At 69.6% G+C, this 26,744-nt stretch carries 22 protein-coding genes and 1 pseudogene; 10 read left to right on the top strand and 13 right to left on the bottom strand.

Annotation, left to right across the window (positions count from 1 at the left end):
* Positions 1-79 precede the first annotated feature (79 nt).
* Positions 80-964, top strand: a complete 885-nt coding sequence (locus RKD20_RS22500) for an HAD family hydrolase (RefSeq protein WP_424879292.1) — start codon at positions 80-82, stop codon at positions 962-964.
* Between the two features lie 12 nt (positions 965-976).
* On the opposite strand, the gene RKD20_RS22495 is transcribed toward RKD20_RS22500, so the two are convergent.
* From RKD20_RS22495 to hisC, 5 genes are all read right to left on the bottom strand, one after another.
* Positions 977-2,035, bottom strand: a complete 1,059-nt coding sequence (locus RKD20_RS22495; RefSeq protein WP_424879291.1) for a M23 family metallopeptidase — start codon at positions 2,033-2,035, stop codon at positions 977-979.
* 78 nt (positions 2,036-2,113) lie between these two features.
* Positions 2,114-5,602 (bottom strand): thiol reductant ABC exporter subunit CydD, encoded by a 3,489-nt coding sequence (gene cydD, locus RKD20_RS22490; RefSeq protein WP_424879290.1) that lies wholly within the window; start codon positions 5,600-5,602, stop codon positions 2,114-2,116.
* Between the two features lie 59 nt (positions 5,603-5,661).
* Positions 5,662-6,666, bottom strand: coding sequence for a cytochrome d ubiquinol oxidase subunit II (cydB, locus tag RKD20_RS22485; RefSeq protein WP_424879289.1), 1,005 nt, complete (start codon positions 6,664-6,666; stop codon positions 5,662-5,664).
* An 18-nt stretch (positions 6,667-6,684) separates the two neighbouring features.
* Positions 6,685-8,193, bottom strand: a complete 1,509-nt coding sequence (locus RKD20_RS22480) for a cytochrome ubiquinol oxidase subunit I (RefSeq protein WP_424879288.1) — start codon at positions 8,191-8,193, stop codon at positions 6,685-6,687.
* Positions 8,194-8,426: 233 nt separating this feature from the next.
* Complete coding sequence (gene hisC, locus RKD20_RS22475; protein WP_424879287.1) at positions 8,427-9,506, bottom strand: histidinol-phosphate transaminase; 1,080 nt, start codon at positions 9,504-9,506, stop codon at positions 8,427-8,429.
* A gap of 423 nt (positions 9,507-9,929) precedes the next feature.
* Here hisC and RKD20_RS22470 point away from each other — a divergent pair, with 423 nt between their 5' ends.
* From RKD20_RS22470 to RKD20_RS22460, 3 genes are all read left to right on the top strand, one after another.
* Positions 9,930-11,042, top strand: coding sequence for a LacI family DNA-binding transcriptional regulator (locus tag RKD20_RS22470; RefSeq protein WP_424879286.1), 1,113 nt, complete (start codon positions 9,930-9,932; stop codon positions 11,040-11,042).
* A gap of 201 nt (positions 11,043-11,243) precedes the next feature.
* Positions 11,244-12,308 carry a metallophosphoesterase gene (locus RKD20_RS22465; RefSeq protein ID WP_424879285.1) on the top strand — a complete coding sequence of 355 codons (1,065 nt, stop codon included), beginning with the start codon at positions 11,244-11,246 and terminating at the stop codon, positions 12,306-12,308.
* A 193-nt stretch (positions 12,309-12,501) separates the two neighbouring features.
* Positions 12,502-13,365, top strand: a complete 864-nt coding sequence (locus RKD20_RS22460; RefSeq protein WP_424879284.1) for a hypothetical protein — start codon at positions 12,502-12,504, stop codon at positions 13,363-13,365.
* Between the two features lie 91 nt (positions 13,366-13,456).
* Here the strand turns inward: RKD20_RS22460 and RKD20_RS22455 are convergent.
* The 3 genes and pseudogenes from RKD20_RS22455 to thiC all read right to left on the bottom strand — a co-directional run.
* A pseudogene (locus tag RKD20_RS22455) lies at positions 13,457-13,603 on the bottom strand (thiamine biosynthesis protein ThiC); the annotation flags it as partial.
* Positions 13,604-13,819: 216 nt separating this feature from the next.
* Positions 13,820-14,230: a hypothetical protein gene (locus RKD20_RS22450; protein WP_424879283.1), complete on the bottom strand. Its 411-nt coding sequence runs from the start codon at positions 14,228-14,230 to the stop codon at positions 13,820-13,822.
* A gap of 155 nt (positions 14,231-14,385) precedes the next feature.
* Complete coding sequence (gene thiC, locus RKD20_RS22445) at positions 14,386-16,191, bottom strand: phosphomethylpyrimidine synthase ThiC (protein WP_424879282.1); 1,806 nt, start codon at positions 16,189-16,191, stop codon at positions 14,386-14,388.
* A 529-nt stretch (positions 16,192-16,720) separates the two neighbouring features.
* Here thiC and RKD20_RS22440 point away from each other — a divergent pair.
* Positions 16,721-18,232, top strand: coding sequence for a YibE/F family protein (locus tag RKD20_RS22440; RefSeq protein ID WP_424883289.1), 1,512 nt, complete (start codon positions 16,721-16,723; stop codon positions 18,230-18,232).
* 387 nt (positions 18,233-18,619) lie between these two features.
* Here the strand turns inward: RKD20_RS22440 and RKD20_RS22435 are convergent, their stop codons facing one another.
* From RKD20_RS22435 to RKD20_RS22420, 4 genes are all read right to left on the bottom strand, one after another.
* Positions 18,620-19,057 carry an SsgA family sporulation/cell division regulator gene (locus RKD20_RS22435; RefSeq protein WP_007383236.1) on the bottom strand — a complete coding sequence of 146 codons (438 nt, stop codon included), beginning with the start codon at positions 19,055-19,057 and terminating at the stop codon, positions 18,620-18,622.
* A gap of 97 nt (positions 19,058-19,154) precedes the next feature.
* Entirely contained in the window at positions 19,155-19,892 is a 738-nt protein-coding gene (locus RKD20_RS22430) for an IclR family transcriptional regulator (RefSeq protein ID WP_078612621.1), read from the bottom strand.
* Between the two features lie 653 nt (positions 19,893-20,545).
* The gene (locus RKD20_RS22425) at positions 20,546-20,758 is read right to left on the bottom strand and encodes a DUF5326 family protein (RefSeq protein WP_020119530.1); all 213 of its coding nucleotides are present in this window, start codon (positions 20,756-20,758) and stop codon (positions 20,546-20,548) included.
* A 158-nt stretch (positions 20,759-20,916) separates the two neighbouring features.
* Positions 20,917-21,234: a cupin domain-containing protein gene (locus RKD20_RS22420; protein ID WP_028808005.1), complete on the bottom strand. Its 318-nt coding sequence runs from the start codon at positions 21,232-21,234 to the stop codon at positions 20,917-20,919.
* Positions 21,235-21,292: 58 nt separating this feature from the next.
* On the opposite strand from RKD20_RS22420, the gene RKD20_RS22415 reads away from it, so the two are divergent.
* The 5 genes from RKD20_RS22415 to RKD20_RS22395 all read left to right on the top strand — a co-directional run bounded on the left by RKD20_RS22415 (position 21,293) and on the right by RKD20_RS22395 (position 25,043).
* Entirely contained in the window at positions 21,293-21,670 is a 378-nt protein-coding gene (locus RKD20_RS22415; RefSeq protein ID WP_424879281.1) for a phage holin family protein, read from the top strand.
* A 6-nt stretch (positions 21,671-21,676) separates the two neighbouring features.
* Entirely contained in the window at positions 21,677-22,168 is a 492-nt protein-coding gene (locus RKD20_RS22410; RefSeq protein ID WP_424879280.1) for a low molecular weight protein-tyrosine-phosphatase, read from the top strand.
* Complete coding sequence (locus RKD20_RS22405) at positions 22,165-23,304, top strand: cystathionine gamma-lyase (RefSeq protein ID WP_424879279.1); 1,140 nt, start codon at positions 22,165-22,167, stop codon at positions 23,302-23,304. Before RKD20_RS22410 ends, RKD20_RS22405 begins: the two co-directional genes overlap by 4 nt.
* A 247-nt stretch (positions 23,305-23,551) precedes the next feature.
* Positions 23,552-24,472 carry a LysR family transcriptional regulator gene (locus RKD20_RS22400; protein WP_424879278.1) on the top strand — a complete coding sequence of 307 codons (921 nt, stop codon included), beginning with the start codon at positions 23,552-23,554 and terminating at the stop codon, positions 24,470-24,472.
* 88 nt (positions 24,473-24,560) lie between these two features.
* A complete protein-coding gene (locus RKD20_RS22395) occupies positions 24,561-25,043 on the top strand; it encodes an NUDIX domain-containing protein (RefSeq protein ID WP_424879277.1) in 483 nt (160 codons plus the stop codon).
* Positions 25,044-25,055: 12 nt separating this feature from the next.
* On the opposite strand, the gene RKD20_RS22390 is transcribed toward RKD20_RS22395, so the two are convergent.
* Entirely contained in the window at positions 25,056-26,705 is a 1,650-nt protein-coding gene (locus tag RKD20_RS22390) for a globin domain-containing protein (RefSeq protein WP_424883288.1), read from the bottom strand.
* Positions 26,706-26,744 lie beyond the last annotated feature (39 nt).

Below are 26,744 nucleotides of genomic sequence, written 5' to 3'. Positions count from 1 at the left end.
CGGCACCGGGGCGGGTGGAGTCCGCCCCCGCGTCATCTATGTCTCACCTGTGCGGGCACCCGCACGGTCGTGCACGCATATGCGGGAGAATGAGCTGGTGACCTCAGCGACTCGACAGCCCGAGACCCCGGCCGCCGGCATACCGCCACGCCTGATCGCCACCGATCTCGACGGCACTCTGCTGCGCGACGACAAGTCGGTGTCCCCCCGCACGGTGGCGGCCCTCGCCGCCGCCGAGGAGGCCGGCATCGAGGTCTTCTTCGTCACCGGCCGCCCCGCCCGCTGGATGGATGTCGTCAGCGACCACGTCCACGGCCACGGTCTCGCGATCTGCGGCAACGGCGCCGCGGTGGTCGACCTGCACGGCGGCCCCGGCGCCCACCGGTTCGTGAAGGTACGCGAGCTGGCCCGGGAGAACGCCCTGGACGCCGTACGACTGCTGCGGGAGGCGGCGCCCGGCACGGTGTACGCGGTGGAGCAGACATACGGCTTCTACCAGGAGCCCGACTACCCCAAGCTGCACATGGAGATCCCGGACAACCTCGCCCCCGCCGAGGAACTGCTGGCCGAGGACGGTCCCGGTGCCGCCGAGCCGGTGCTGAAGATCCTCGCCTACCACCCCTCGATCGACCCGGACGCCTTCCTCACCCTCTCCCGCATGGCCATCGGTGACCGCGCCAACGTCACCCGGTCCAGCCCCAGCGCCCTGCTGGAGATCAGCGGCCCCGACGTCTCCAAGGCCAGCACACTCGCCCTGTGCTGCGCCGAACGCGGGATCTCGCACGAGCAGGTCGTCGCCTTCGGGGACATGCCCAACGACGTGGAGATGCTGACCTGGGCTGGACAGTCGTACGCGATGGGCAACGCCCACCCCGACGTGATCGCGGCGGCCTCGGGCCGGACCGTCGCCAACAACGACGACGGGGTGGCCGTCGTGATCGAGCGGATGCTGGAGCGGCTGTAGTGAGCGGGCGGCTCAGCCGACCGGTGTCCCTCGTGCCGCCAGCCACGGCACCGGGTCCACCGCCGAGCCCGCCTCGGGCGTGACCCGCACCTCGAAGTGCAGATGCGGACCGGTGGAGTTGCCGCTCGTGCCCGACTGGGCGATCCACTGCCCGGGCGCGACGCTCTGCCCCTGGTCGACGGTGACGGCGGCGAGATGGGCGTACTGCGTGTAGTAGCCGCCTGTGTGCTCGATCACGATCTCGATGCCGAAGGCGCCGCCGCAGGACACCTTCACCACCCGCCCCGCGCCCACCGCCCGCACCGGCGTCCCGATCGGCACCGCGAAGTCCTGCCCGGTGTGCCGGCTCGCCCAGTGCGACCCGCCGCTGCCGAACCCGGCGGACAGCTCGTACGCCGCCACCGGAGTGACCCAGGTCTGCTCGGCGGCCTGCTGCGGCTGGTCCAGGCGCACGGCACCCCGGCACGAACCGGCCGCCACCGAGGCGTCGGCCTGTCCCTGCAACTGCCCCCGGGCCTCTTCGAGCGTCCGCTCGATGTCCCGCTTCAGCGTGGCGAGTTCGGCACTGCGCCGCTCCAGCCTCCGCCGGACCGCCGCGGCCTTCGCCTCGTCCGCCGCGAGCCGGGCCTCGGCCCGGCGGCTCTTCTCGACCGCGTTGTCGAGGGCCAGCGTCGTCCGGGAGAAGACATGCTGACCCCGCATCAGTTCGGCGGGATCGGCCGCGAAGATGATCTGCGCGGTGAGCGGGAGACCACCGCCGTCGCGGTACTGGGCCCGGGCGATACGTCCGAGGCCCTCGTGCAGAACGGCGATCTCCCGCCGCTCCCGGCCGAGCAGTTCCTCGAACCACTGCTCCCGCGCCCGCTGCGCCTCCGCCTCCTGGCGGCCCGCCTGGTACCGGCCGGTCGCCAGCGCCGCGTCCTGGTACAGCCGCACCACCTGCGCGCTGATCCCCGAGTCACCGTCCTTGCGGCGGCCCACACCGGCGGCGTCCGTGGGGCGAGCCACCAGCACCGCCAACGCACACAGCAGAGCCGGAACGAGCAGCGGATGACGGCGAGGTGATCGCATGTCAGCGATCCTGCCGCGGGCACCTGGCTCCGGTCCTGTTCAAGGCGTACGGCTGGGGGACACGTTGCTGCGGACGGGTCAGTGCGCGGCCACCAGCAGCTCCGGCTCCGCCTCCCGCTCGGCCATCCTCCGCAGGGGCCCCTCCGCAGCCGCCAACTCCGCGTAGGAACCCCGCTGCACGACCCGTCCCTCGTCGAGCACGACCACTTCGTCGACCGACTCGAGCCCGGCCAGGCGGTGGGTGATGAGGAGGGTCGTACGGCCCTCGGTGGCGGCCAGCAGATCGGCGGTGAGCGCGTCGGCGGTGGGCAGGTCGAGATGCTCGGCGGGCTCGTCCAGCACGAGGACGGGGAAGTCGGCGAGCAGCGCCCGAGCCAGCGCGAGCCGCTGGCGCTGACCTCCGGACAGCAACGCCCCGTGCTCTCCGACCAGCGTGTCGAGCCCGTCGGGCAGGCTCTCGGCCCAGTCGAGCAGGCGGGCCCGCCGCAACGCGTCCCGCAACTCCTCATCGGTCGCGTCCTTCTTGGCCAGGAGCAGGTTCTCGCGCACCGAACTGTCGAAGAGGTGCGCGTCCTGCGCACACAGCCCCACCAGCCGCCGTACGTCGTCGCCGCGCAGTCCGTAGGCGTCCACGCCGCCCAGGGTGTAGGTGCCGGCGCCCGCGTCCAGGAAGCGCAGCAGCACCTGCGCGAGCGTGGTCTTGCCGGAGCCGGAGGCACCGACCACGGCGATCCTCCGGCCCTCGGCGAGGGTCAGGTCGAGGCCCGCGAGCGCGTCCCGGTCCTGGCCCTCGTGCCGGGTGGTCAGCCCCCTGAGGACGACCGGGAACGGCGAGGCGGGCGCCTGCCGAGCGTGTTCCGGCTCCCGTACCGGCTCGGGCGCGTCCAGCACCTCGTGGACGCGCTCCGCGCTCCTGCGCACCCGCTGGCGGTACTGCACGGCGAGCGGCAGCCCGAGGACGGCCTCGAAGGCGGCCAGCGGAGTGAGCACGACGACGGCCATGGCGACCCCGCCGAGCCGCCCGGAGGCGACCGCCTGAGCGCCGACCAGGGCGGTGGCGGTGACGGTCAGGCCACAGATCAGGGCGGTGAGGCCGTCGCCGAGTGCGGTGGCGGTGGCGGCGCGGGAGGCGATCCGGGTCAGGACGCCGTCGGCCCGCCGTGCCTCGGCGGTACGGGCGGGCAGGGCACCGGCGACGGTCAACTCCGCGGTCCCGGTGAGGAGATCGGTCACGCGGGTCGACAGTGCCCCGCGGGCGGGGGCGAGCCTGCGCTCGGCGCGGCGCGCCACGGCTCCCGTGATGAGCGGGACACCGGCTCCGGCGGCGAGCAGGCCCGCGGCCAGCGTGGCACCGGCCGCCGGCAGCAGCCAGGCCGTGAAGCCCACGGAAGCCGCCGACACCACGACGGCGGCACCGGCGGGCAGCAGCCAGCGCAGCCAGTAGTCCTGGAGGGCGTCCACGTCGGAGACGAGCCGCGAGAGCAGATCACCACGGCGGGCCGTGCGCAGACCGGCGGGCGCCAGCCGTTCCAGACGCCGGTACACGGCGACCCGGGTGTCGGCGAGCATGCGCAGCACGGCGTCGTGCGACACCAGCCGTTCCGCGTACCGGAACACGGCTCGCCCGATCCCGAAGGCACGGGTCGCCGTCACGGCCACCATCAGATACAGCACGGGCGGCTGCTGCGAGGCCCGCGAGATCAGCCACCCGGAGGTGGCCATCAGTCCCACGGCGCTGCCGAGCGCGAGACTGCCGAGCAGCAGCGCGAGCACGAGCCGGCCTCGTCGGGGGCCGGACATGGCGCGGACGCGGGCGAGAACGCCGCGCGCCCGTGTCGGCACCTCGCTCGTCACGGGCTCGGCCGAAGCGGGGCCGCCGTCCTCGACCGATGGTGCCGTGGACGTGCTGGCCACGCCGCCCACGGGAGCCGGTGCCGCAGGCTCCGCCAGCCGCACCACCCGGTCCGCCACCCCGAGCAACGCCGGTCGGTGCACCACCAGCAGGACCGTCCGCCCGGCCGCCAGCCGCCGTACCGCCGCCACGACCTCCGCCTCGGTGGCTCCGTCGAGCGCCGCCGTCGGTTCGTCGAGGAGCAGTACCGGCCGGTCCGCGAGGAACGCCCGGGCCAGCGAGAGCCGTTGCCGCTGCCCGGCGGACAGCCCCGCCCCGTCCTCGCCGAGCACGGTGTCGGCCCCCAGGGGAAGGGCGTCGACGAACTCCAGGGCCCCCGCGTCCCCCAACGCCCGCCGTACCGCGGTGTCGTCGGCGTGGGGCCGGGCCAGCCGTACGTTCTCGGCGATCGTTCCGGCGAACAGCTGCGGCCGCTGCGGCACCCATGCGATGCGTGACCGCCACTCCTCCAGATCGACCTCGGCGAGATCGGCTCCCCCGATCCGCACCCGCCCCCCGTCCGGCCGCACGAATCCCAGCAGGACGTTCAGCAGCGTCGACTTGCCCGCCCCGCTGGGCCCGACCAGCGCGACCGTCTCCCCGGGCGCGACCTCGAAGGACACGTCCGTGACGGCGTCCCCCGAGCGCCCGGGGTACCTGACCGTGACCCGCTCGAAGGCCAGCGCACCGGCCGGTACCGCGGCGGTGCCCGATGCCGGTACCGGAGTCTCCAGCACCGTGAAGATCTCCTCGGCGGCCGCCAGTCCCTCCGCCGCCGCGTGATACTGCGCCCCCACCTGCCGCAGCGGCAGATACGCCTCGGGGGCCAGGATGAGGATGACCAGGCCGTCGTACAGGTGCATCTCGCCGTGGACGAGACGCATCCCGATCGTCACGGCGACCAGCGCCACCGAGAGCGTCGACAGCAGCTCCAGGGCGAAGGAGGAGATGAAGGCGATCCGCAGCGTCCGCATGGTCGCCTGCCGGTACTCGCCGGTGATGCGCCGGATCGACTCGGCCTGTGCCTTGGCCCGGCCGAACACCTTCAGGGTGGGCAGACCTGCGACGACATCCAGGAAGTGCCCCGACAGCCGGGACAGCAGCCGCCACTGACGGTCCATCCGGGACTGCGTGGCCCAGCCGACCAGCACCATGAAGACCGGGATGAGAGGAAGCGTCCCGACGATGATGGCCGCGGAGACCCAGTCCTCGGTCACGATCCGCGCCAGCACCGCCACCGGCACGACCACCGCAAGGCCCAACTGCGGAAGATAGCGCGAGAAGTAGTCGTCGAGGGCGTCGACCCCCCTGGTGGCGAGGGCGACCAGGGAACCCGTCCGCTGCCCGCTCAGCCACCCGGGCCCCAGTGCCGTGGCCCGTTCCAGCAGCCTGCCCCGCAGCTCCGACTTCACCGCCGCGCTCGCCCGGTGTGCGGCGAGCTCGGTGAGCCAGGAGACGAGTCCACGACCGACCGCGACGGCTGCCAACAGCAGCAGGGGAGTACGGAGTTCATCGACCGCCAGACCGTGCTGGAACGCACCGACCACGATCTCGGCGATGAGCATCGCCTGGGCAATGACCAGCAGGGCCCCGAGACCGCCCAGACCGACCACGGCCACCAGGAAGAGGCGGGTGGCCCGAGCGTATCGGAGCAGACGCGGGTCGATCGGTTTCACGTGAAACACACCCTCTTCTCAAGGGGCATGTTTCACGTGAAACGTGCCCCATATCGGGCTCAGTGGGCGGCTTCGGCGATGTGCTGCGTGCCGATCCGCTTGCGGAACACCCAGTAGGTCCAGCCCTGGTAGAGCAGGACGACCGGTGTGGCGATCCCCGCGCACCAGGTCATGATCTTCAGGGTGTACGGGCTCGACGAGGCGTTGGTGACCGTCAGGCTCCAGTCCGCATTGAGCGAGGACGGCATGACGTTCGGGAAGAGCGTCAGGAAGAGCATGGCCACGGCGGCCACGATGGTGACGCCCGACAGCGCGAACGACCAGCCCTCACGACCCGCCTGGTTGGCCACCAGAGCGGCGACCAACGCGGCCACGGCCACCACCAGCGCGACCAGGCTCTTGGCGTCACCGCTGTCGACCTGCGTCCAGAGCAGGAAGATCAGCGCCAGTGCGGCCGTGACGATACCGACCCGGGTCGCCAGCTTCCGTGCCCGCTCCCGGATCTCCCCGACGGTCTTCAGGGCCGTGAAGACCGTTCCGTGGAACGTGAACAGCGTCAGCGTCACCAGTCCGCCGAGCAGGGCGTACGGGTTGAGCAGGTCCCAGAGGGTGCCGACGTACTCGAAGTGCTGGTCGATCTTCACCCCGTGCACGATGTTGCCGAAGGCCACGCCCCACAGGAACGCGGGGATGAGCGAGGTCCAGAAGATCGCGGTCTCCCAGTTGCGCTGCCAGTTCTCCTCGGGCCGCTTGGCCCGGTACTCGAAGGCGACTCCCCGGACGATCAGGCAGACCAGGATGACCAGCAGTGGCAGGTAGAAGCCGGAGAAGAGCGTGGCGTACCAGTCGGGAAAGGCGGCGAAGGTCGCGCCGCCCGCCGTCAGCAGCCACACCTCGTTGCCGTCCCACACCGGACCGATGGTGTTGATCAGGACGCGCTTCTCGGTCCGGTCGCGGGCGAGCAGCTTGGTGAGGACGCCGACCCCGAAGTCGAAGCCCTCCAGGAAGAAGTAGCCGGTCCACAGGACGGCGATGAGCACGAACCAGACGTCGTGAAGTTCCATGACTCGATCTCCCTCGGCCTAGTACGAGAAGGCCATCGGCTTGTCGGCGTCACGCGGGTCGCCGCCGATCTTCGTGGGCGGGTTGAGGTCGGCCTCGGTGAGCTCGGGCGGGCCTGCCTTGACGTACTTCACGAGCAGCTTCACCTCGACGACGGCGAGGATGGCGTACAGCGCCGTGAAGACCAGCATCGAGATGAGGACCTCGGTCTGGGAGACGCCGGGGGAGACCGCGTGCCGAGTCTGCAGGACGCCGTAGACGACCCACGGCTGGCGGCCCATCTCGGTGAAGATCCAGCCCCAGGAGTTGGCGATCAGGGGAAAGCCCAGGGTCCAGATCGCCACGAGCCAGTAGAGCCTGCCGAGCTTGGGGCTAAGGGCCTTGTTCTTCAAGAGGACCAGATGCGGCACCTCGTCGTCGGCGACCCTCAGGTGCTGCGGGAGCATGAACTTCTTGCGGGTCAGCCAGAGCCCGGCGAGGCCGATGGCGAAGGACGCCATCCCGAAGCCGATCATCCAGCGGAAGGCCCAGAAGGTGACGGGGATGTTGGGCCGGTAGTCACCCGGACCGTACTTCTGCTGCTCGGCCTTGTTGACGTCGTTGATACCGGGGACGTACGAGGTGAAGTCGTCGTTGGCGAGGAAGGACAGCAGACCCGGGATCTCGATGGCCACGCTGTTGTGGCCCTTCTCCACGTCGCCGTAGGCGAAGATCGAGAAGGGTGCGGAGTCCTGGCCGTCCCACAGCGCCTCGGCCGCCGCCATCTTCATCGGCTGCTGCTTGAACATGACCTTGCCGAGCGTGTCACCGCTGATCGCGGTGAGCATGCCGGCGACGACCACGGTGACCAGGCCGAGGCGCAGCGAGGTCTTCATCACCGCGATATGCCTCTTGCGGAACAGATGGAAGGCCGCGATGCCGACCATGAAGGCGCCACCGGTCAGGAAGGCGGCCGACATGGTGTGGAAGACCTGGGTGAGCGCGGTGTTCTGGGTCAGCACCGCCCAGAAGTCGGTGAGCTCGGCGCGGCCCCTCGCCTTGTTGATCCGGTAGCCGACGGGGTGCTGCATCCACGAGTTGGCCGCGAGGATGAAGTACGCCGACAGGATCGTGCCGATCGAGACCATCCAGATGCAGGCCAGGTGGATCTTCTTGGGCAGCTTGTCCCAGCCGAAGATCCACAGGCCGATGAAGGTGGACTCGAAGAAGAAGGCGATCAGGGCCTCGAAGGCGAGCGGGGCACCGAAGACGTCGCCGACGAACCGCGAGTAGTCGGACCAGTTCATCCCGAACTGGAACTCCTGGACGATGCCGGTGACCACACCCATCGCGATGTTGATCAGGAAGAGCTTGCCCCAGAACTTGGTGGCCCTGAGGTACTTCTCCTTCTCTGTGCGCACCCAGGCGGTCTGCAGGCCTGCCGTGAGGGCGGCCAGGGAGATCGTCAGGGGGACGAACAGGAAGTGGTAGACGGTGGTGATGCCGAACTGCCAGCGCGCCAGGGTCTCCGGCGCCAGAGCCAGGTCCACGTCGCCGCTCCTTACCTCACAGGCTTGTGGAACAAATGCGTGCGAAACGAAAGCGCTTGTGAAAGCGTTCACATTCACAAGCAATTATGACCCATGGCGGTTCGGCATGGGATGGGCGGGGGGTCCCTAGGCGGGTCCAATAGGTCACATCTGAAGGGGACCGCTCGGCCCCTGGCGCGCGGGGCCCGGGGTTTCACGTGAAACCCCGGGCCCCGCAGACTCACCACGTCGGGTCACAGCTCCTTGCGGAAGCCCTCGGCCACCTTGAGGAAGATGTCGTTCGCCTCGGCCTCCCCGACCGTCACTCGCACACCCTCGCCCGCGAAGGGCCGTACGACCACACCGTGCTGCTCGCACGCCGCCGCGAAGTCGACGGTGCGCTCCCCCAGCCGCAGCCAGACGAAGTTGGCCTGGGTCTCGGGCACCGTCCAGCCCTGGGCCCGCAGCCCCTCCACCACACGGTTGCGCTCACAGACCAGCGAGCCGACCCGGCCGAGCAGTTCGTCCTCGGCCCGCAGCGAGGCGATCGCCGCCTCCTGGGCGAGCTGGCTCACTCCGAAGGGCACCGCCGTCTTGCGCAGCGCTGCGGCCACCGGCTCATGGGCGATCGCGAAGCCGACCCTGAGGCCCGCGAGGCCGTACGCCTTGGAGAAGGTGCGCAGCACACAGACGTTGGGCCGCGTGCGGTACAGCTCCACACCGTCCGGCACCTCAAGATCGCGGATGAACTCGCGGTAGGCCTCGTCCAGCACCACCAGCACGTCACTCGGCACCCGGTCGAGGAAGCGTTCCAGCTCGGCACGCTTCACGACCGTGCCCGTCGGGTTGTTGGGGTTGCAGATGAAGATCAACCGGGTCCGTTCGGTGATCGCGTCGGCCATCGCGTCCAGGTCATGCACATCACCCGCCGTCAGCGGCACCCGCACCGAGGTCGCGCCGCTGATCTGCGTGATGATCGGGTACGCCTCGAAGGAGCGCCAGGCATAGATGACCTCGTCGCCCGGTCCCGAGGTCGCCTGGATCAGCTGCTGCGCGACGCCGACCGAACCGGTGCCGGTGGCCAGGTGGGAGAGCGGGACGCCGAAGCGCTCGGACAGCTCGTTCATCAGGCCCGTACAGGCCATGTCCGGGTAGCGGTTGAAGGAGGAGACCGCGGCCGTCACGGTCTCCAGCACGCCCGGCAGCGGCGGATAGGGGTTCTCGTTGGAGGACAGCTTGTAGGCCACCGGACCGCCGGCAGCGGCGGGCTTGCCCGGCCTGTACGTGGGGATACTCTCCAGCTCGGCGCGCAGCTTGGGGCTTGTCTCGCTCACCGCAGTCCTCCTCATGACCACCGACGCATGGCGGCCGACTCCGGCAGCCGGCTCCAATACTGCTCACCTTATGAGGATTGGGCCCCGCTGCGTACAGGTGAAAACCAACCTCATCAACCCCACAGGCATCAGGGGCATCACCGTACGAAGGCAGACGAATCCGGGGGCGCGATCACATATATCTATGCGCCGGTGGCTCACGCCGTAGCGCGCATCACCCGTGCAGGTGAGTTGAGACCTCTTCGAAACATCGGGAACTTGGCAGGCTCATGCGTGCCGACAAGTTACGTAGTGCCATTGGATCGTTTAACTGGCTTTGTTTCACAGGTAGTTGGCACTAAATGACCTTGCAGAAACGTGCCTGTCAACGCGTGCATATGCGTCCGCCCTACCCCACCGCATGAGCCCTACTATCGGCTCGCCATGACAGCAGCAGGGAAGCACCAGGTGAGCCGCGCGGAAACCTCACGTCGAGGCAGTCGGCCGGGCCGGGCGGGCATCAGAGACGTGGCCGCCGCCGCCGGAGTCTCCATCACGACCGTCTCCGACGCCCTGAACGGCAAGGGCAGGCTCCCGGACGCCACCCGCCGCCATGTCAGGGAGGTCGCCGACCGGCTGGGCTACCGGCCCTCGGCCGCGGCCAGAACCCTCCGTACGGGCAAGTCGGGACTCATCGGCCTGACCGTGACGACGTACGGGGATGAACCTTTCACCTTCACCGAGTTCGCGTACTTCGCCGAGATGGCGCGGGCCGCCACCTCGGCCGCGCTCGCCCGCGGCTACGCCCTCGTCATCCTCCCGGCCACCTCCCGCCACGACGTGTGGTCGAACGTCGCCCTGGACGGCACCGTGGTCATCGACCCGTCCGACCAGGACCCGGTCGTCAGCGAGCTGGTCCGGCAGGGCCTGCCGGTGGTCTCCGACGGCCGCCCGGCCGGCGCGCTCCCGGTCACCGCCTGGGTCGACAACGACCACGAGGCCGCCGTCCTCGGCATCCTCGACCATCTCGCCGACGCCGGCGCCCGCCGCATCGGCCTGCTGACCGGGACGACGACGGACACGTACACCCATCTGTCGACCACCGCGTATCTGCGCTGGTGCGAGCGGGTGGGCCAGGATCCGGTCTACGAGGCCTACCCGGCGCACGATCCGTGCGCGGGCGCCGTCGCCGCCGACCGGCTGCTCGCCCGCCCGGACCGACCGGACGCCGTCTACGGCCTGTTCGACCCGAACGGCACCGACCTGCTGGCCGCCGCCCGCCGCTACGGGCTGCGCGTCCCGGACGACCTGCTGATCGTCTGCTGCAGCGAGTCCACCGTGTACGCCAGCACCGAGCCGCCCGTCACCACGCTCTCCCTCAAGCCCCGCCGCATCGGCACGGCCGTGATCCAGCTCCTCATCGACGCCATCGAAGGGGTCGAATCGGACCAACCGGTCGAGCAGGTGATACCGACGGAGCTGATCGTGCGCACCTCGTCCCAGCGGAGGGCCCCGCGCACGACGGTCAGGCCGCCGCGGTCGCCCGAGGAGCAGTAACCGCAGAGTGGCCGGGTGAGGGGCGAAGCCCGGCCCAATCGGGGCGAATGCCGCGGTGATCAGGAGTCTTGCTCCGATTCACCACCCCTGGGTCATCACACGGCGCGATCCGCATTCCTATGATGGGCCCACGACACCGCGGGCCGCTGCGACCAGGCAGTCCGAAGCGGTGCAGATGCGGCGCGATGGTGGAGGGGTCTGATGACTCAGGGGGCCGGTCAGGGACCCGAGGTGGAGCGCACGGCGGTGCTGCGCGACTTCCGGGTGCCCGCGTACGTCAACGAGACCGGTCCGCACGGCCACAGCACACACCCCGGCGACGTCGTGCCAGCCCACGAGGAGGCCTACCCGGAGGGGTACACCCCGACCGAGCAGGACCTGCCCGTCATCGACCACGGTGACGGGATCCAGACGGCCGCCGATCCCGCCGAGCGCGCGGAGGACGGCCCCGGCCCGCTGTACGTCGTCGGCGACGTCCACGGCTACCTCGACGAACTGATGGCCGCACTCCACGAGAAGGGCCTGGTCGACGACGCGGGCAACTGGAGCGCCGGCACCGCCCGGCTGTGGTTCCTCGGCGACTTCACCGACCGAGGACCCGACGGCATCGGCGTCATCGACCTCGTGATGCGACTGTCCGCGGAGGCCGCCGCGGCCGGCGGCTATTGCAAGGCGCTCATGGGCAACCACGAGCTGCTCCTGCTCGGCGCCAAGCGGTTCGGCGACACCCCCGTCAACTCCGGCGCGGGCACCGCCACCTTCCAGGCGGCCTGGCTGCTCAACGGCGGACAGAAGACCGACATGGACCGCCTCCAGGACCACCACCTGCAGTGGATGGCCCGCCTCGACGCCGTCGAGGAGGTCGACGGCCATCTGCTCGTGCACTCCGACACCACCGCCTATCTCGACTACGGCGACTCGATCGAGGCGGTCAACGACACCGTCCGCGAGACCCTCACGCGCAATGACGCGGACGAGGTGTGGGACCTGTTCCGCAAACTCACCAAGCGCTTCTCCTTCCGCGACGAGGGCGGCGCCGACCATGTGCGGTCCCTGCTCGACACGTATGGCGGCACCCGCATCGTCCACGGCCACAGCCCGATCCCCTATCTGCTCGGCGAAGTGGGCTCCGAGGACGACAAGGAGGAATCCGGTCCGGTGGTCGAGGGACCGCACGTCTACGCCGACGGACTGGCCATCGCGATGGACGGCGGGGTGACCATGGCCGGAAAACTGCTGGTCCAGCAACTGCCCCTGGATATCTGAGCCTTCACAGGGCAGTCGTTCCCCCGCGACGGAGTGACCGTCGACCGCGCAGGCCAGAGGCCAATTTCTGGAAACCCCCTGTCACCCTGTGCCGTGACCGCTCTACCATCTGCTTATCCGTAGCAGGCTCCCCTCCGTTTCTGCCCGACGGCTCGTTGGCATGCGAGCCCCAAGCCCTACGGAGCATCGGGGGATGCACATGAACAGCGTTCCGCAGCACCTGCACAGCGAGGACCGCCAGGAGTACGAGCGGATCCTCGATGAGGCGCTGCGCTCCGCACCACAACGTCCCGAACTGGCCGCGGTCGGACAGCGGCTGAATCCCGAACAGCTGCGCACCATGGCGCTCAACGCCACCGCACTCATCACGGCGGCCGCGGCGACCGAGTACCAGCACTACGTGAAGGTCCGCGAGGAACAGCGCCGCCCGGCGACGCCGTCCACCCTGTCGTCCGTGCACGAACCCGGCCCCGCCGAGTCCGGCACGGGTGCGATGGGGCTCGCCACCACCATGGGAGAGGTCGCCGAGACCGCCGGTGCGGGCGCCGTCGCCGTCGCCGCCGTTCTGACACCTGTCCTGGCCGGAATCGCCGCGGCGATCTTCCTGCTCGTGGGATACATCCTCCAGATGCTCAGCCCACCGCCGGCAGTCGCCCACGCCATGATCACTATCGGCTGGGTGTTCGGAGCCCTGACCGCGGCCGCGATCCTGGTCGCCGCCGGCGGCCTGCTGATCACCGCCCTGCACAACCGGCCCTCGCCGGACGCGGAGTACGGCGAGCTGAGCGAGGAGGTGGCACGGGCCAGGGACGCCTGGCGCGAGGCCCTGCTGGAACGCGGCCTCCTCCCCTTCCTCGGAGAGGCCCTGGCCGATCCCGGTACCGCCGCACTGCATCACACGGCACCGCCCGCGCCGACCAGCAGGATGCCCAGCCTCGGCTACGACCGTCCGGGCTTCAGCAGCCCGGACGAGGGAGCCTCCGGTGCCCGCCCGAGCTTCACCAGCCCGGACTACACCAGCCCGGACTTCGGGGGGCCGGAGCACCAGCCGGAGTGACACCCGGCACAGCCCCTCGGCTTGCGCCCCCACCCCGGGGAGCGCAAGCCGAAGACCTGCCCGCGGACCGCCCGTCGACGGTCCGCCCGCGTCAGTCGGCGATCGGGAGGTACACCCGGTTGCCCGCCGCCGCGAACCCCTTCGACTTCTGGGCCATGCCCTCCTCGATCTCCTCCTGACTGTCGCCGTGGAGTCGGCGGATGTCCTGGGAGATCTTCATCGAAGACAGGTTCAGACCGGAGTCGGTCTGCGCGCATCTTCACGCCGAAGTCGCTCCATCGCCCGAAAGGGCGCGTGGGCCAGCCGTCAACTCGCGGGAGGAGCGAATGGATTCCCGTTGGGCGCCGACGGTGCATTCCACCATGATTCGGGCGGCGGGACAGGAACCCAGTCCTCTCCACGGTGCTCCAGCCACCACCTGCCAATGTTGTGGAACTTCTCTTCGAATTCGCGATCACCAGGAAAGAAAACCCGTGGTAGGTGCCCGCAGGCTGGTACGGCGGCCGTCCGCTTCGTAGATCACGACGGTCCGGGTCCCTAGGACGGTCTCGATGCGGATGACTTGGACTTCGGCCCACTGGATGGTCCGGCGTCGGAGGTTGTGCACGATGGCTGTCGACTGCGAGAGCGTGATGCCGAAATGCCTATTCATGATCAGCGGCACGAACAGCAGGGCGGCCCACGTACCGGACGTCCTTGCCACCTCAGCGCCCGATTGCGCCCCAGCCACCCACTCCCAGATGCGCGTGCCCATGACGACGACGAGGAGAGGCAGAACAGGCAGCACGCGTTGCAGACGCGTCGACCGGTAACGGAGGGCTTCCGGCGGCAGAGCCCCGGCCTGTGATCGCTCCACCAACCCCACCCCTCGCACGGTGCGGCCACCGCTGGCGCGTGATCGCCAAGGCAGCATTGCGTATCCGGGACACGCTGTCCATCCGCCTCCTCCTGGAAAAACCAGGTCCGCGTTTCCGACTCGGATGGGGACCAGTCGGAAACGCGGACCATCACACGCGGGTCTCAGTCCGCGAGCGGCAAGTACACCCGGTTCCCGCTCGCCGCGAACTCCTTCGACTTCTGCAGCATCCCCTCAGCGACCTCCTCAGCTGTCGCCCCCGCAGCCGCCGTACCGCCGAACTGCGCTGTGATGCTTTGGCTAATCTTCATCGAGCAGAACTTCGGCCCGCACATGGAGCAGAAGTGAGCCGTCTTGGCCGGTTCGGCCGGGAGGGTCTCGTCGTGGAACTCCCGGGCCGTGTCGGGGTCGAGGGCCAGGTTGAACTGGTCCTCCCAGCGGAACTCGAAACGGGCGTCGGAGAGGGCGTCGTCCCACTCCTGGGCGCCCGGGTGTCCCTTGGCGAGGTCGGCCGCGTGGGCGGCGATCTTGTAGGTGATGACACCCGTCTTGACGTCGTCCCGGTTCGGCAGGCCCAAGTGCTCCTTGGGCGTGACGTAGCAGAGCATCGCGGTGCCCCACCAGGCGATCATCGCGGCGCCGATGCCGGAGGTGATGTGGTCGTAGGCCGGCGCGACGTCGGTGGTCAGCGGGCCGAGCGTATAGAACGGAGCTTCATCGCAGATCTCCTGCTGAAGGTCGATGTTCTCCTTGATCTTGTGCATCGGGACGTGACCCGGGCCCTCGATCATGGTCTGTACGTTGAAACGCTTCGCGATCCGGTTGAGTTCCCCGAGCGTGCGCAACTCCGCGAACTGCGCCTCGTCGTTGGCGTCCGCGATCGAGCCGGGCCGGAGGCCGTCGCCCAGCGAGTACGTGACGTCGTAGGCGGCGAGGATCTCGCACAGTTCCTCGAAGTTCTCGTACAGGAACGACTCCTTGTGGTGCGCGAGGCACCACGCCGCCATGATCGAGCCGCCGCGCGAGACGATGCCGGTCTTGCGGTTGGCCGTCAGCGGTACGTACGGCAGGCGCACGCCCGCGTGGACCGTCATGTAGTCCACGCCCTGCTCGGCCTGCTCGATGACCGTGTCCTTGTAGATCTCCCAGGTCAGCTCCTCGGCACGGCCGTCGACCTTCTCCAGCGCCTGATAGAGCGGCACCGTGCCGATGGGGACGGGGGAGTTGCGCAGCACCCACTCGCGGGTGGTGTGGATGTTGCGGCCGGTGGACAGGTCCATGACCGTGTCGGCCCCCCAGCGGGTCGCCCAGGTCATCTTCTCGACCTCCTCCTCGATGGAGGACGTCACCGCGGAATTACCGATGTTGGCGTTGACCTTCACCAGGAACCGCTTGCCGATGATCATCGGCTCGATCTCCGGGTGGTTGACGTTCGCCGGCAGCACCGCGCGGCCCGCCGCGATCTCCTCACGGACCACCTCAGGAGAGACGTTCTCCCGGATGGCCACGAACTCCATCTCCGGTGTGATCTCACCGCGTCGGGCATAGGCGAGCTGTGTGACCGCCTCGCCGTCACGGCTGCGGCGCGGCTGGCGAGCCCTCCCCGGAAAGACCGCGTCGAGGTTGCGAAGGCCACCCCGTGGTGAGGTGTGCTTGATCCCGTCGTCCTCGGGGCGCACGGGACGGCCCGCGTACTCCTCGGTGTCCCCGCGGGCGATGATCCAGTTCTCCCGCAGTGGCGCAAGGCCCCGGCGGACGTCCGTCTCGGTGAGCGGATCGGTGTACGGGCCCGACGTGTCGTACAACGTGACCGACTGCCCGTTGGTGAGGTGCACCTGTCGGACCGGCACTCGCAGATCGGGGCGCGAGCCGTCTGGGCCCGTCACGTATCCCTTGTGCCAGCCGATGGACTTCCCGGCCTCCTCGTCGTGCTGGTCGGAGGCAGGCGTGCGCGCGTCCTTGATGGTCATGAGACCTACTCCCTACGCCGGCATTACCCGGTAACAGGTTCGGCGGTCGACGCAGCGGCTTCCGTCTGCCGACGTTTCGTGGGGAACGTCACTCGCTTGAGATGACGTTCCACGTGAAACATCGCTGGGACGGAGGTCAGCGCCCTCTCAGCCCGGTGCTCCGAGCTCCCGCGTGTACAAAGGTGGCTCCACGCTAGCGTCAATTCTGGCGCGGTGAACAGAGGGCCCCTGTCGTTCTTGCGATGATCGGGCGGTGACCACGACGCATCAGTCCCCGTACCCGCCCCCCGAGCCTCCGCGCCGGCCGGGCTCCGGAAACGGCCCTGGGCACGGCCCCGGCAGCGGTTCCCGCGGTGGCTTCGGAGACGGTGGACCCGGCGGGACCGGTGGGGTCAGCGAGGTCAGCGGAGCCAGTGGCTGGCACGAGCATGAGCGTGAGCACAGCGGCGGTCATGGCGGTGGACATGGCGGCGGTCATGGCTACGGCCACGGTCAGGGTGCGAGCCACGGTGCCCCAGGCGGTGGTGGTCTGGGTGGCGGCGGTCTCGGTGATGGCGGTGGCCATGGCGGTGACGGCCACCGCGGCAGCTCGGGGGACGGGCATGGCTCCGGAGACGGGAACGGTTCCGGAGACGGGAACGGTTCCGGTGACGGGCACGGACATGGGAGCGGGCCCGGCTCCAGCGCTGGGCACGGCCACTCGCACAGTCACAGCCACGGACCGGCGACTCCCGTCTCCAAGCACCTGCGCAAGGTCATCGCGGCGATCCTCATCCCCTTCGGGGTGGCCGTGGTGGTGGGACTCGGGGTGCTGTGGCCCGGTGGCGCCCCGGCGCACGAACGCACCGGGGTCGGCTTCGACCGGCAGACCCAGCACGCGACGGTCAGCAAGGTCGTGAGCGTCAGCTGCAAGTCGGTGAACGCCTCGGGGGAGACCCCGACCGGGGACACCTCGACCGCCGAGGGCTCGTCCGCCGAACAGCAGGCGAAGGGCAGCTGCAAGAAGGCGACGATCAGGGTCGACACCGGCAAGGACAAGGGCCGCACCTTCACGGAGATCGTCCAGCCGGACCAGTCACGGCAGTTGCACGAGGGCCAGAAGGTCGTGGTCGCGTACGAGCCCTCCGCGCCCAGGGACTTGCAGTACTCGGTCACCGACGTGGACCGCGGGTTCCCGATGGCGCTGCTCGCAGGTATCTTCGCGCTCGCCGTCGTGGTCGTCGGGCGCATGCGCGGTGTCATGGCGCTGATCGCGCTGGCCGTCAGCTTCCTGCTGCTGAACTTCTTCGTCCTGCCCGCGATCCTCCAGGGCTCGAACCCGCTGCTCGTGGCGGTGGTCGGATCGAGCGCCATCATGCTGATCGCCCTCTACATGTGCCACGGTCTGTCGGCCAGAACCTCCGTGGCTGTCCTCGGCACGCTGATCTCACTGGTGCTGATCGGCGTCCTCGGCTCGCTGTTCATCAACTGGGCAGCGCTGACGGGCAACACGGACGACAACACCGGGCTCATCCACGGGTTGTACCCGTCGATCGACATGAGCGGTCTGCTGCTCGCCGGCGTCATCATCGGCTCGCTCGGTGTTCTCGACGACGTGACCGTCACGCAGACCTCGGCGGTCTGGGAGCTGCACGAGGCCAACCCGACGATGGGCTGGCACGGGCTCTACCGCGCGGGCATCCGCATCGGCCGCGACCACATCGCGTCCGTCGTCAACACCCTCGTCCTCGCCTACGCCGGTGCCGCGCTGCCGCTGTTGCTGCTCTTCTCCATCGCGCAGTCCAGCGTGGGGACGGTCGCCAACAGCGAGTTGGTGGCCGTGGAGATCGTGCGCACACTGGTCGGCTCGATCGGCCTCGTCGCCTCGGTACCGGTCACCACGGCCCTCGCGGCCCTGGTGGTCTCGGCCGACCGACCGGGGACGGAGGCGGCGGGAACGGGGGTGTCCACGCCCGTACCGGCGACGAGTGCGAGCGCGGGGACGGCCGGCAGTCGGCCGACGGCTGGCCGCGGCGGGAAGGGGCGGCGGCGCAGGCGGTGAGAGGGGGCCAGGGGGCGGGGACGGGGGGGGGGACGGGGGGACGGGCCGGAGCTTCGGTCCCCCAGCTCCCGGGCTCCGGTTCCGAGTTACCGGCTACCGGCTACCGGCTACCGGCTACCGGCTACCGGCTACCGGCTACCGGCTACCGGCTACCGGCTACCGGCTACCGGCTACCGGCTACCGGCTCAAACTAAGAGACCCGCTCGTCGTAGAACGCGCGCCAAGCAGCCCCGAGCAAGCGACCCGCCGCCTGGGCGTTCCCACGGCGCACATCTCCAGCGAGCCGGCTCCGCACTGTCGTCCCACTCTGTTCCCGATCCGGCAGAAGCGTTCCTGCACCCTCCCACCCCATGCTGAAGCGTTCCGCCACCTCGCCACCGCAAGGTGTCAGCCCGCGCTCTGCTCCTCCGCCAGGATCCGGTCCAGCGCCTCGTCCAGATGGGTGTCGAAATCGGCCAGCGCGGCCTCCTGGCCCAGCGGCACCAACTTGTCCGTGCGATCGAGGAACGCGATGATCGGCGCCGTCGACGAGCGGAACAGGGCCTGGTCGCCGCCGACCTGAAGCCTGATCAGCACATCGCCCAGCAGGTCGGAACCAGCCGGGGAGACCCGCACATCACCCTCCCCGCAGGGCCGTCCCACCCCGTCGATCAGCAGCTCACGGCCGAAAGCCCAGGTCACCGGGGCATCACCCGGGAGATGGAAGGTCAGCCGGACCGCGTACGGATCGCAGGCCTCGTAGCGCAGCTCCACGGGAATGCGGAAGGAGAGCTCCTCGGACACGAGAAAGCTCATCATGACCTCTGCCTGTACGGTCTCGCGCATCGCTTACCCCGTCATCTGCCTTCGTCGGCCGAAATGATCCCTCTGATACTGGTGGCATCTTGCTGAACGTGTACGACAGATCACAAGGAGTGAGTTTTCAGATACTGATAGAGATTGCCAGCGACCCCATCAAACGCCCGATTTCCTCTTGCAATTGCTGGGTGGCGGCCATCAATCGGTCTGCCTGATGAGCAGGCAATGAGATGGCCATCGTTGCCGCAGCGTTACCCACCGTGATCGGAATCGCCGCGCACACCGTGCCCAGTGCGTACTCCTGACGTTCGATCACCGGTCCCATTCGCGCGGTCCGTTCGAGACGCCGGAGCAGACTGTGGCCGTCGCGCACGGTGTACGGCGTGATGGACTGCACGGGGTACCGGTCGAGATGGTCACGCCGGCGTTCGTCGTCGAGTTGGGCGAGCAGACACTGCCCGATGGCGTGCGCGTGCCCGGTCTCGCGAAAGTCGGCCCACTCCTCGACTGCCGGGTTTCCGGGGCTGTCGGAGACACAGAGGACCTCGATCTCGCCGTCGCGGTACTGGGCGTAGTACACCGGCACGCCGATCAGGTCGCGCCAGTGCGCAAGCGCGTCGACGACGGTGCTGCGACGTTTCTGCTCGGCTCCACTGCTGCTCAGCCGCTCAGCCGCCTCCCCGAGGAAGAACAGGCCCTTGTCGCGGCGTAGATAGCCCTCGTGCACGAGGGTGCGCAGCAGGTGGTACGCCGTGGGGAGTGCCAGCCCGGTCTCGCGGGCGAGTTGTTTGGCGGGGGCTCCGTACTCGTGCTCCGCGACGGATTCGAGCAGGCGCATCGCGCGCTGGACGGACCCGATCAGGGTGGCGGAGTGGGCCTGTTCGGGAGGTTCGGAGGAGGGCGCCGCGTGCCGCTGGACGGGGGCGGACGGCCGTACGGAGGCGGTGGGCTGCACGGGAGCCGACGCCCGTACCGGAGCCGTCGACGGGGCGAGACCGGATGGCCGCACGGGCTCTGACGCCCGTACCGGAGCTGCCGGCTCAGCCGGTGCCACCGGCTGCGTCGGACCCACCGGCTGGGCGGAGCCCACTGTCTGGTCAGCGGCTACCAGGCCTCCTGGGGCCGTTGGCCGTTCCGAAGCCGTGGGCCGTTCCAAAGCCGTAGGCCGTTCCGAAGCCGTGGGCCGTTCCGAAGCCGTGGGCCGTTCCAAAGCCGTAGGCCGTTCCGAAGCCGTGGGCTGTGCCGGAGGCGTCGGATGTGTCGGAGCCGTCGTCGCGCGGGCGTCGATCTGTGCGGGTGCGGTGTCAACCGTGGCCAAGGGTCACTCCCAGGGCGCGAGGGGGCAGCCCGTGCGGGAAACACGGGAGGGGGTGTACTCCGCTCGCGGGGTCGTCCCCGCGTCGAGTTCCGGACTTTAACGGTCCGCCACCGCATGTATACGGTCCGTCCGGAAAACTTCCCTCGCCCGAGGGAACGGGGCATTCCTGTTACCGGCGCCCCGCCCGCTCCCGATGCCTACCAGTCGCTGCGCGAAGAGGAGCTCGACATGAACTTCCGTACGACGTAGACGAGACCGCCGACCAGGGCCACGAAGACCAGCAGCTTGAAGAGCAGGCCGATGACGAAGCCGACCACCGTGGCTATCAGCCCGCCGAACACGACCAGGGCGATGACCGGCACCGCGATCCACTTCACCCACCACGGCATCCCCGCGAAGATCTCTCCCATCGCACTTACCTCTCTGCAGTCCGGCACTGTCCGGCCCCTCTGGTACCGGATCCACCAATGTCCTGCACTCGATGCTAGGGCCGGGAGGTGCCCCTGCGGGGGCCTCGCATCCCTTGTCCTCCCCTGACTGATCCCCTAGGGAACCCCGAGACCGCAGGTCAGCTCTCGGGGGGAGAGAACACCACCATGACCCTGAGGTCCTCGCTGATGTGGTGGAACTTGTGGGCGACACCGGCCGGGACGTACACCACGCTGCCGCGCGCCACCTGCGTCGTCTCCATGCCCACGGTGATCGCCGCGCGTCCGCTGACCACGAAGTAGACCTCGTCCTGGTTGTGGGGCTGCTGCGGATCCTGGGCTCCTGCGTCGAGTGCGTACAGGCCGACGGACATGTTCCGCTCACGCAGGAACTGCAGGTAGGCGCCGTCGTTGGCGGCGCGCTCCGCCTCCAGTTCATCCAACCGGAATGCCTTCATCGAGTTGGTCCGCCCTCGTCAGTGCCCGTAACCGATCTCTTCTGTCACGATCAGACACATGAAGAATTTCCTAGTCAAGACGATCGCCAACGCGGGTGCCCTGGCGGTCGCCGTCTGGCTGCTCGACAAGATCACCCTGACCGGTGGCAGCACGGGCAAGAAGGTCTGGACGCTGATACTCGTCGCGCTGGTCTTCGGCCTGGTGAACTTCCTGGTCAAGCCCCTCGTGAAGGTGCTCACCTTCCCGCTGTTCATCCTGACGCTCGGCCTGTTCACGCTGATCGTCAACGCGTTGATGCTGCTGCTGACCTCGTGGCTCGCCGACAAGCTCGATCTGAGCTTCCACGTCGAGGGGTTCTGGACGGCCGTCCTGGGCGGCCTGATCATCTCGATCGTGTCGTGGGCCCTGCACGTCGTCCTGCCCGACGAGGACTGAGGAGGCATGACCTATCGCGTCTGTTTCGTCTGCACGGGCAACATCTGCCGTTCCCCGATGGCCGAGTCGGTCTTCCGCGCCCGCGTGGCGGAAGCCGGTCTGGAGGGCCTGGTCGAGGTCGACAGTGCCGGCACGGGCGGCTGGCACGAGGGCGACGGCGCCGACCCGCGCACCGTGTCCGTCCTGGAGGAGCACGGCTACGCCGGCGCCCATACGGCCCGGCAGTTCCAGCCGTCCTGGTTCACCCGCCTCGACCTGGTGATCGCCCTCGACGCCGGCCACCTGAGGGCCCTGCGACGCCTCGCGCCCACACCGGAGGACGCCGGGAAGGTACGGCTGCTGCGTTCGTACGACCCCGCAGCGGGCGACGAACTGGACGTTCCGGACCCGTACTACGGGGGCCTGGACGGCTTCGAGGAGTGCCTTGAGATGGTGGAGGCGGCGAGCGAGGGTCTGCTCGCCGAGGTGCGCGAGCGGACGGAAGGACGGGTGGCATGAGCGACAGGGCTGCGGACCAGGGGGAGGGCACGCGCGCGGTACGGGCGGGACTGCCCGAGGCGGTCAAGAACGAACCGACCCTGCCCGGTCCGGCCTTCGCCGCCCACTTCCATCTGCCCGGTGAGGTCGACGGCCCGTACACCTACGGCCGTGACACGAACCCGAGCTGGAGCCTGCTGGAGCGCGCCATCGGCGAGCTGGAGGCGCCGGGGCGGGACGGAGTGGAGACACTGGTCTTCGCCTCGGGCATGGCCGCCGTCTCCGCCGTGCTCTTCTCGCAGCTGCGCGCCGGGGACACGGTCGTCCTGCCCAGTGACGGCTACCAGGTTCTGCCGCTGATCCGCGCCCAGTTGGAGGCGTACGGCATCGAGGTGCGCACCGCGCCGACCGGTGGCGACGCCCAGCTCGACGTCCTCGACGGCGCGCGGCTGCTGTGGATCGAGAGCCCGTCCAACCCCGGCCTCGACGTGTGCGACATCCGGCGGCTCGTCGAGGCGGCACACGCGCGTGGTGCGCTCGTCGCCGTGGACAACACACTCGCCACCCCGCTCGGACAGCGCCCGCTGGAGCTCGGCGCGGACTTCTCCGTGGCCAGCGGCACCAAGCAGCTCACGGGGCACGGAGACGTCCTCCTCGGGTACGTCACCGGGCGCGAGGGCGAGGCCATGGACGCCGTCCGCCGCTGGCGGAAGATCGTCGGAGCGATCGCCGGGCCCATGGAGGCTTGGCTCGCGCACCGGTCGATCGCCACCCTCCAGATGCGGGTCGAGCGGCAGAACGCGACCGCGCTCGTGCTCGCCGAGGCGCTGCGGAAGCGGCCCGAGGTGACCGGGCTGCGCTATCCGGGGCTGCCCGACGACCCCTCGCACAAGATCGCGTCGCAGCAGATGTGCCGCTACGGATGCGTGGTGTCCTTCACGCTGCCCACGCACACGCGTGCCGACCGTTTCCTCGATGCCCTGCGGATCGTGGACGACGCGACGAGCTTCGGCGGGGTGCGCTCCACGGCCGAGCGGCGTCGGCGCTGGGGCGGCGACGACGTGCCGGAGGGCTTCATCCGCTTCTCGGTCGGGGCGGAGGATCCCGAGGACCTGGTGGCGGATGTGCTGCGTGCGCTGGAGGAGTCGGCCGACTGACCGGCTCAGCAGCGGTTTTCCGGACATGCGTTAAGTCCGGCTACGTACGACGAGCGGTCCGAGCCTCCCCCCTCGTGGCTCGGACCGCCCCGGTTCCCGCGCGCCAAGAACCGCGCGAACCAGGCTAGTTGACTCTGTGTCAGTGTCCAATCACAGTAGCGACAGGGGCCTATCGACATATTTATAGTTGGGCCCCTGCCCCGGAGCCGCCTCAGGGACCGGGTCAGGGCTCGGAGGGGGCGTCACCATGGATCTGGCCTTGCTGCGCACCTTCGTGACGGTGCACCGGGCCGGTTCCTTCACCCGCGCCGCCGCACTGCTCGGGCTGTCGCAGCCGGCCGTCACCTCACAGATCCGCACCCTGGAACGGCAGCTGGGCAGGCCCCTGTTCTTACGGCAGGCCCGCGGTGTGACCCCCACGACCATCGGTGACGAACTCGCCCACAAGGCCGCCCCCCATCTCGACGCCCTGGTGGAGATCACCGAGACCGGCCTGGACGACGAGTCCTCCCTTCGCACGCTGCATCTCGCGGGGCCGCCCGAGTTCACCGCCGAGCGGGCGCTGCCCGCGCTCACCCAGCTGACCGGCGAGGACGGCCAGGGTTTCGCCCTGCGGGCCTCCTTCGGAAACGCCGAGGAGACCCTGGAGGGTCTGGCCGCCGGGCATCACGATCTGGCCATCAGCACGGCCCGTCCGCGGGGTGCGCTGCTCACCGCGAGCACGCTCTGCGACGAGGAGCACGTCCTGGTCGCCGCCCCGAGCTGGGCCGACCAGCTCGGCCCAGGGGAAGCGGTCAAACCGGTTCCCGGGGTCAAGCGCGCCCCGGCGTTCGAGGACGTCCCCGTGGTCGAGGTGCACGAGTCACTGCCCTTCGTCTCGCGCTATTGGGCCTCCGTCTTCGATTCCCGTCCGCCCGCACCGGGCACCGTCGTCGTCCCCGACCTGCGCGCGGTACTCGCCTGCACGGTCGCGGGCGCCGGGCTCGCGGTGCTGCCGCGCTATCTGTGCGCGGCCGCCCTCGAACGCGGCGACGTCGTCGCGCTGCACGAACCCGCCGTGCCCCCGCTGCGGACGTACTTCCTGGTGGTGCGTACCGGGACGCTGGCCATGCCGCATATCGCGCGCGCGCACGAATGGCTGCTGCGGGCGGCTGCCGACTGGTGTTGAGCAGGGGTTTCGCGCTCTCAGCCCGGCGATCCCGACCGATGACGGCACGCGATGTTTCACGTGGAACCATCCGGGCCACATTCCCCCCATGACCGTAAGACCCGTGGTCAAGCGCACCGCCCGTGCCGTCCTGCTCGACGGTGACGATCTGATCCTGATCAAGCGCACCAAGCCCGGCATGGATCCCTACTGGCTGACTCCCGGCGGTGGAGTCGAGCCGACGGACACGACCGTCGTCGACGCCCTGCACCGCGAGGTCCATGAGGAACTCGGCGCCAAGATCACCGATGTGGTGCCCTGCTTCGTGGACACCATCGAGCACATCGGCGACGACGGCGGTGCGACCGGAGTGAAGGTGCAGCACTTCTTCGTCTGCCACCTGGAGTCGATGAACCCGTCCCTGCGGCACGGGCCCGAAGTGGACGAGCCCATCGGAGAGTACGAGATCGTTCGGGTGCCGTTCACTCGCATCGGGATCGCGTCGGTCCACCTGGTCCCGCTGTCGCTGCGCCACTATCTGGACGGCAACATCGAGGGCGTACGGGCCATGCACGCCCCGGACCTGGGCTGAGCCCGCGCCAGGTCACTGGGCCAGGACGAGCTCCTCCACGGAGTCGTGGCGTATGCGTTCCGAGGGGATCCCGAAGGACCTGAGCGTGTCCACACCGCTGCGGATCATGCCGGGCGGGCCCGAGAGGTAGGCGTCGTAGTCGCGCCATGGGCCGTACGCGCGTACGGCGTCCGGGAACCGAAGACGAGCCCGCTGGTCGACGACCGCACGGACCGACAGCCAGGGGTGGGACTGCTGGAGCCTGAGCATCGTGTCGATGGCGTACAGGTCGTGGTCGGTGCGGGCTCCGTAGAACACCTCGACCGACCTTCGTGCACCGTGTTCGGCCACATCCTCGACCAGCGCCTTGATCGGAGCTATGCCGGTACCGCCGCCCAGGCAGAGCAGTCCGCTGTCGGTGGTGTGGTCCACGGTCATGGACCCGGTCGGCGGACCGAGCCGGATGACGTCCCCGGGGCGGGCCCGGTGCACCAGCGCGTTGGAGACCCAGCCCGCGGGGACGGCCTTCACGTGGAACGACAGCAGACCGTCGGAGCGGGGTACCGAGGCGAACGAGTAGTGCCGCCATATGCGCGGCCACCACGGCGTCTCCAGGCTTGTGTACTGGCCGGCGAGGAACGGATAGGGCTGGTCGGGCCGGACGGTGACGACGGCGACGTCCGGGGTCCGCAGGTCGTGCGACACGACCTCCGCGAACCACCAGGCGGGGGCGCGCAGTTCGTCCGCGGCCGCCGCGTCGATCATCACCTGCGAGATCGTCGTGTACGCCCGGACCCAGGCCGCCTCGGTCTCGCTGTCCCAACTGCTGGAGGCGTACTTGCTCAGCGCGCCGATGAGGCACTCCCCGACCGCCGGATAGTGCTCGGCGCGGGTGCCGTACTTGCGATGTCCGCGGCCGAGGTTCTGCAGGTAGTCGACCAGCACAGGCGGGTTGTCGATGTGCTCGGCCGCCGTCAGCAGCGCCTTGAACAGGCGGTCCCGCTGGGCGTCCATGGAGGCGGGGAACAGCGGTCGCAGACCGGGGTGGCGTACGAAGAGCAGCGCGTAGAAGTACGACGTGACCTTCTCGGCGACGGGTACGACCTCGGCCATGGTCCGGCGGATACGGACGGCGCCCGGGGAGGGTTGCTGGTCCCTCGGGGGCAGGCCCGGGAGCTGTGAAGGCGTGGTGCTGAGCGCCGTGAGGGTGCCCTGGTGCGGGGAGGAGTGGTGGGCGGGGACTCGGGGGCGTGCGGAGGGGGCCTCGTCCGGCCCTGTGGGGGGCTGAGCCGGAGCGGACCGCGGTAAGGGCGGTGTCTGAGCCGGGGGGTCTGTCTCGTACGTCCGTATCGGGCTCTGTGCCTCGTCGGCCAGGCCGGGTATCTCCTCGGCGAGTGCCGCATCCTTCTCGCGGCCGGTCTCCGTGCCGGGTGGCGCTGTGTCCGAAGCGTCGGGCGGCGGCGCTGTGACCTCGGCCGACGGGCCCGCCTCAGTGGCCGGCGGAGCTGCTGGAGAGGCGCCTGCCCATGGCCTGCCGACCGGGCGCGGCGCGGTCGGCCTGCTTCCCTCTGCCGTCTCGTCCGCGGCACCGGGCGCCGTCGTCGGCTGATGGTGTGGAGCGAACCAGCCGGCCCCGCCCCCGGAGGCGCCGTTGTCGGCCGACATACCGGTCGGAGCGTCCATGGTGTGCCTCGCCTCGAACATCTTTCGGTCGGTCTGCAC

This window comes from Streptomyces sp. SLBN-8D4 (assembly GCF_049739545.1).
Classification (GTDB): domain Bacteria; phylum Actinomycetota; class Actinomycetes; order Streptomycetales; family Streptomycetaceae; genus Streptomyces; species Streptomyces canus_C.
Note: the sequence above shows the minus strand (reverse complement) of the source record. Positions and strands in the feature narration are given on the sequence as shown.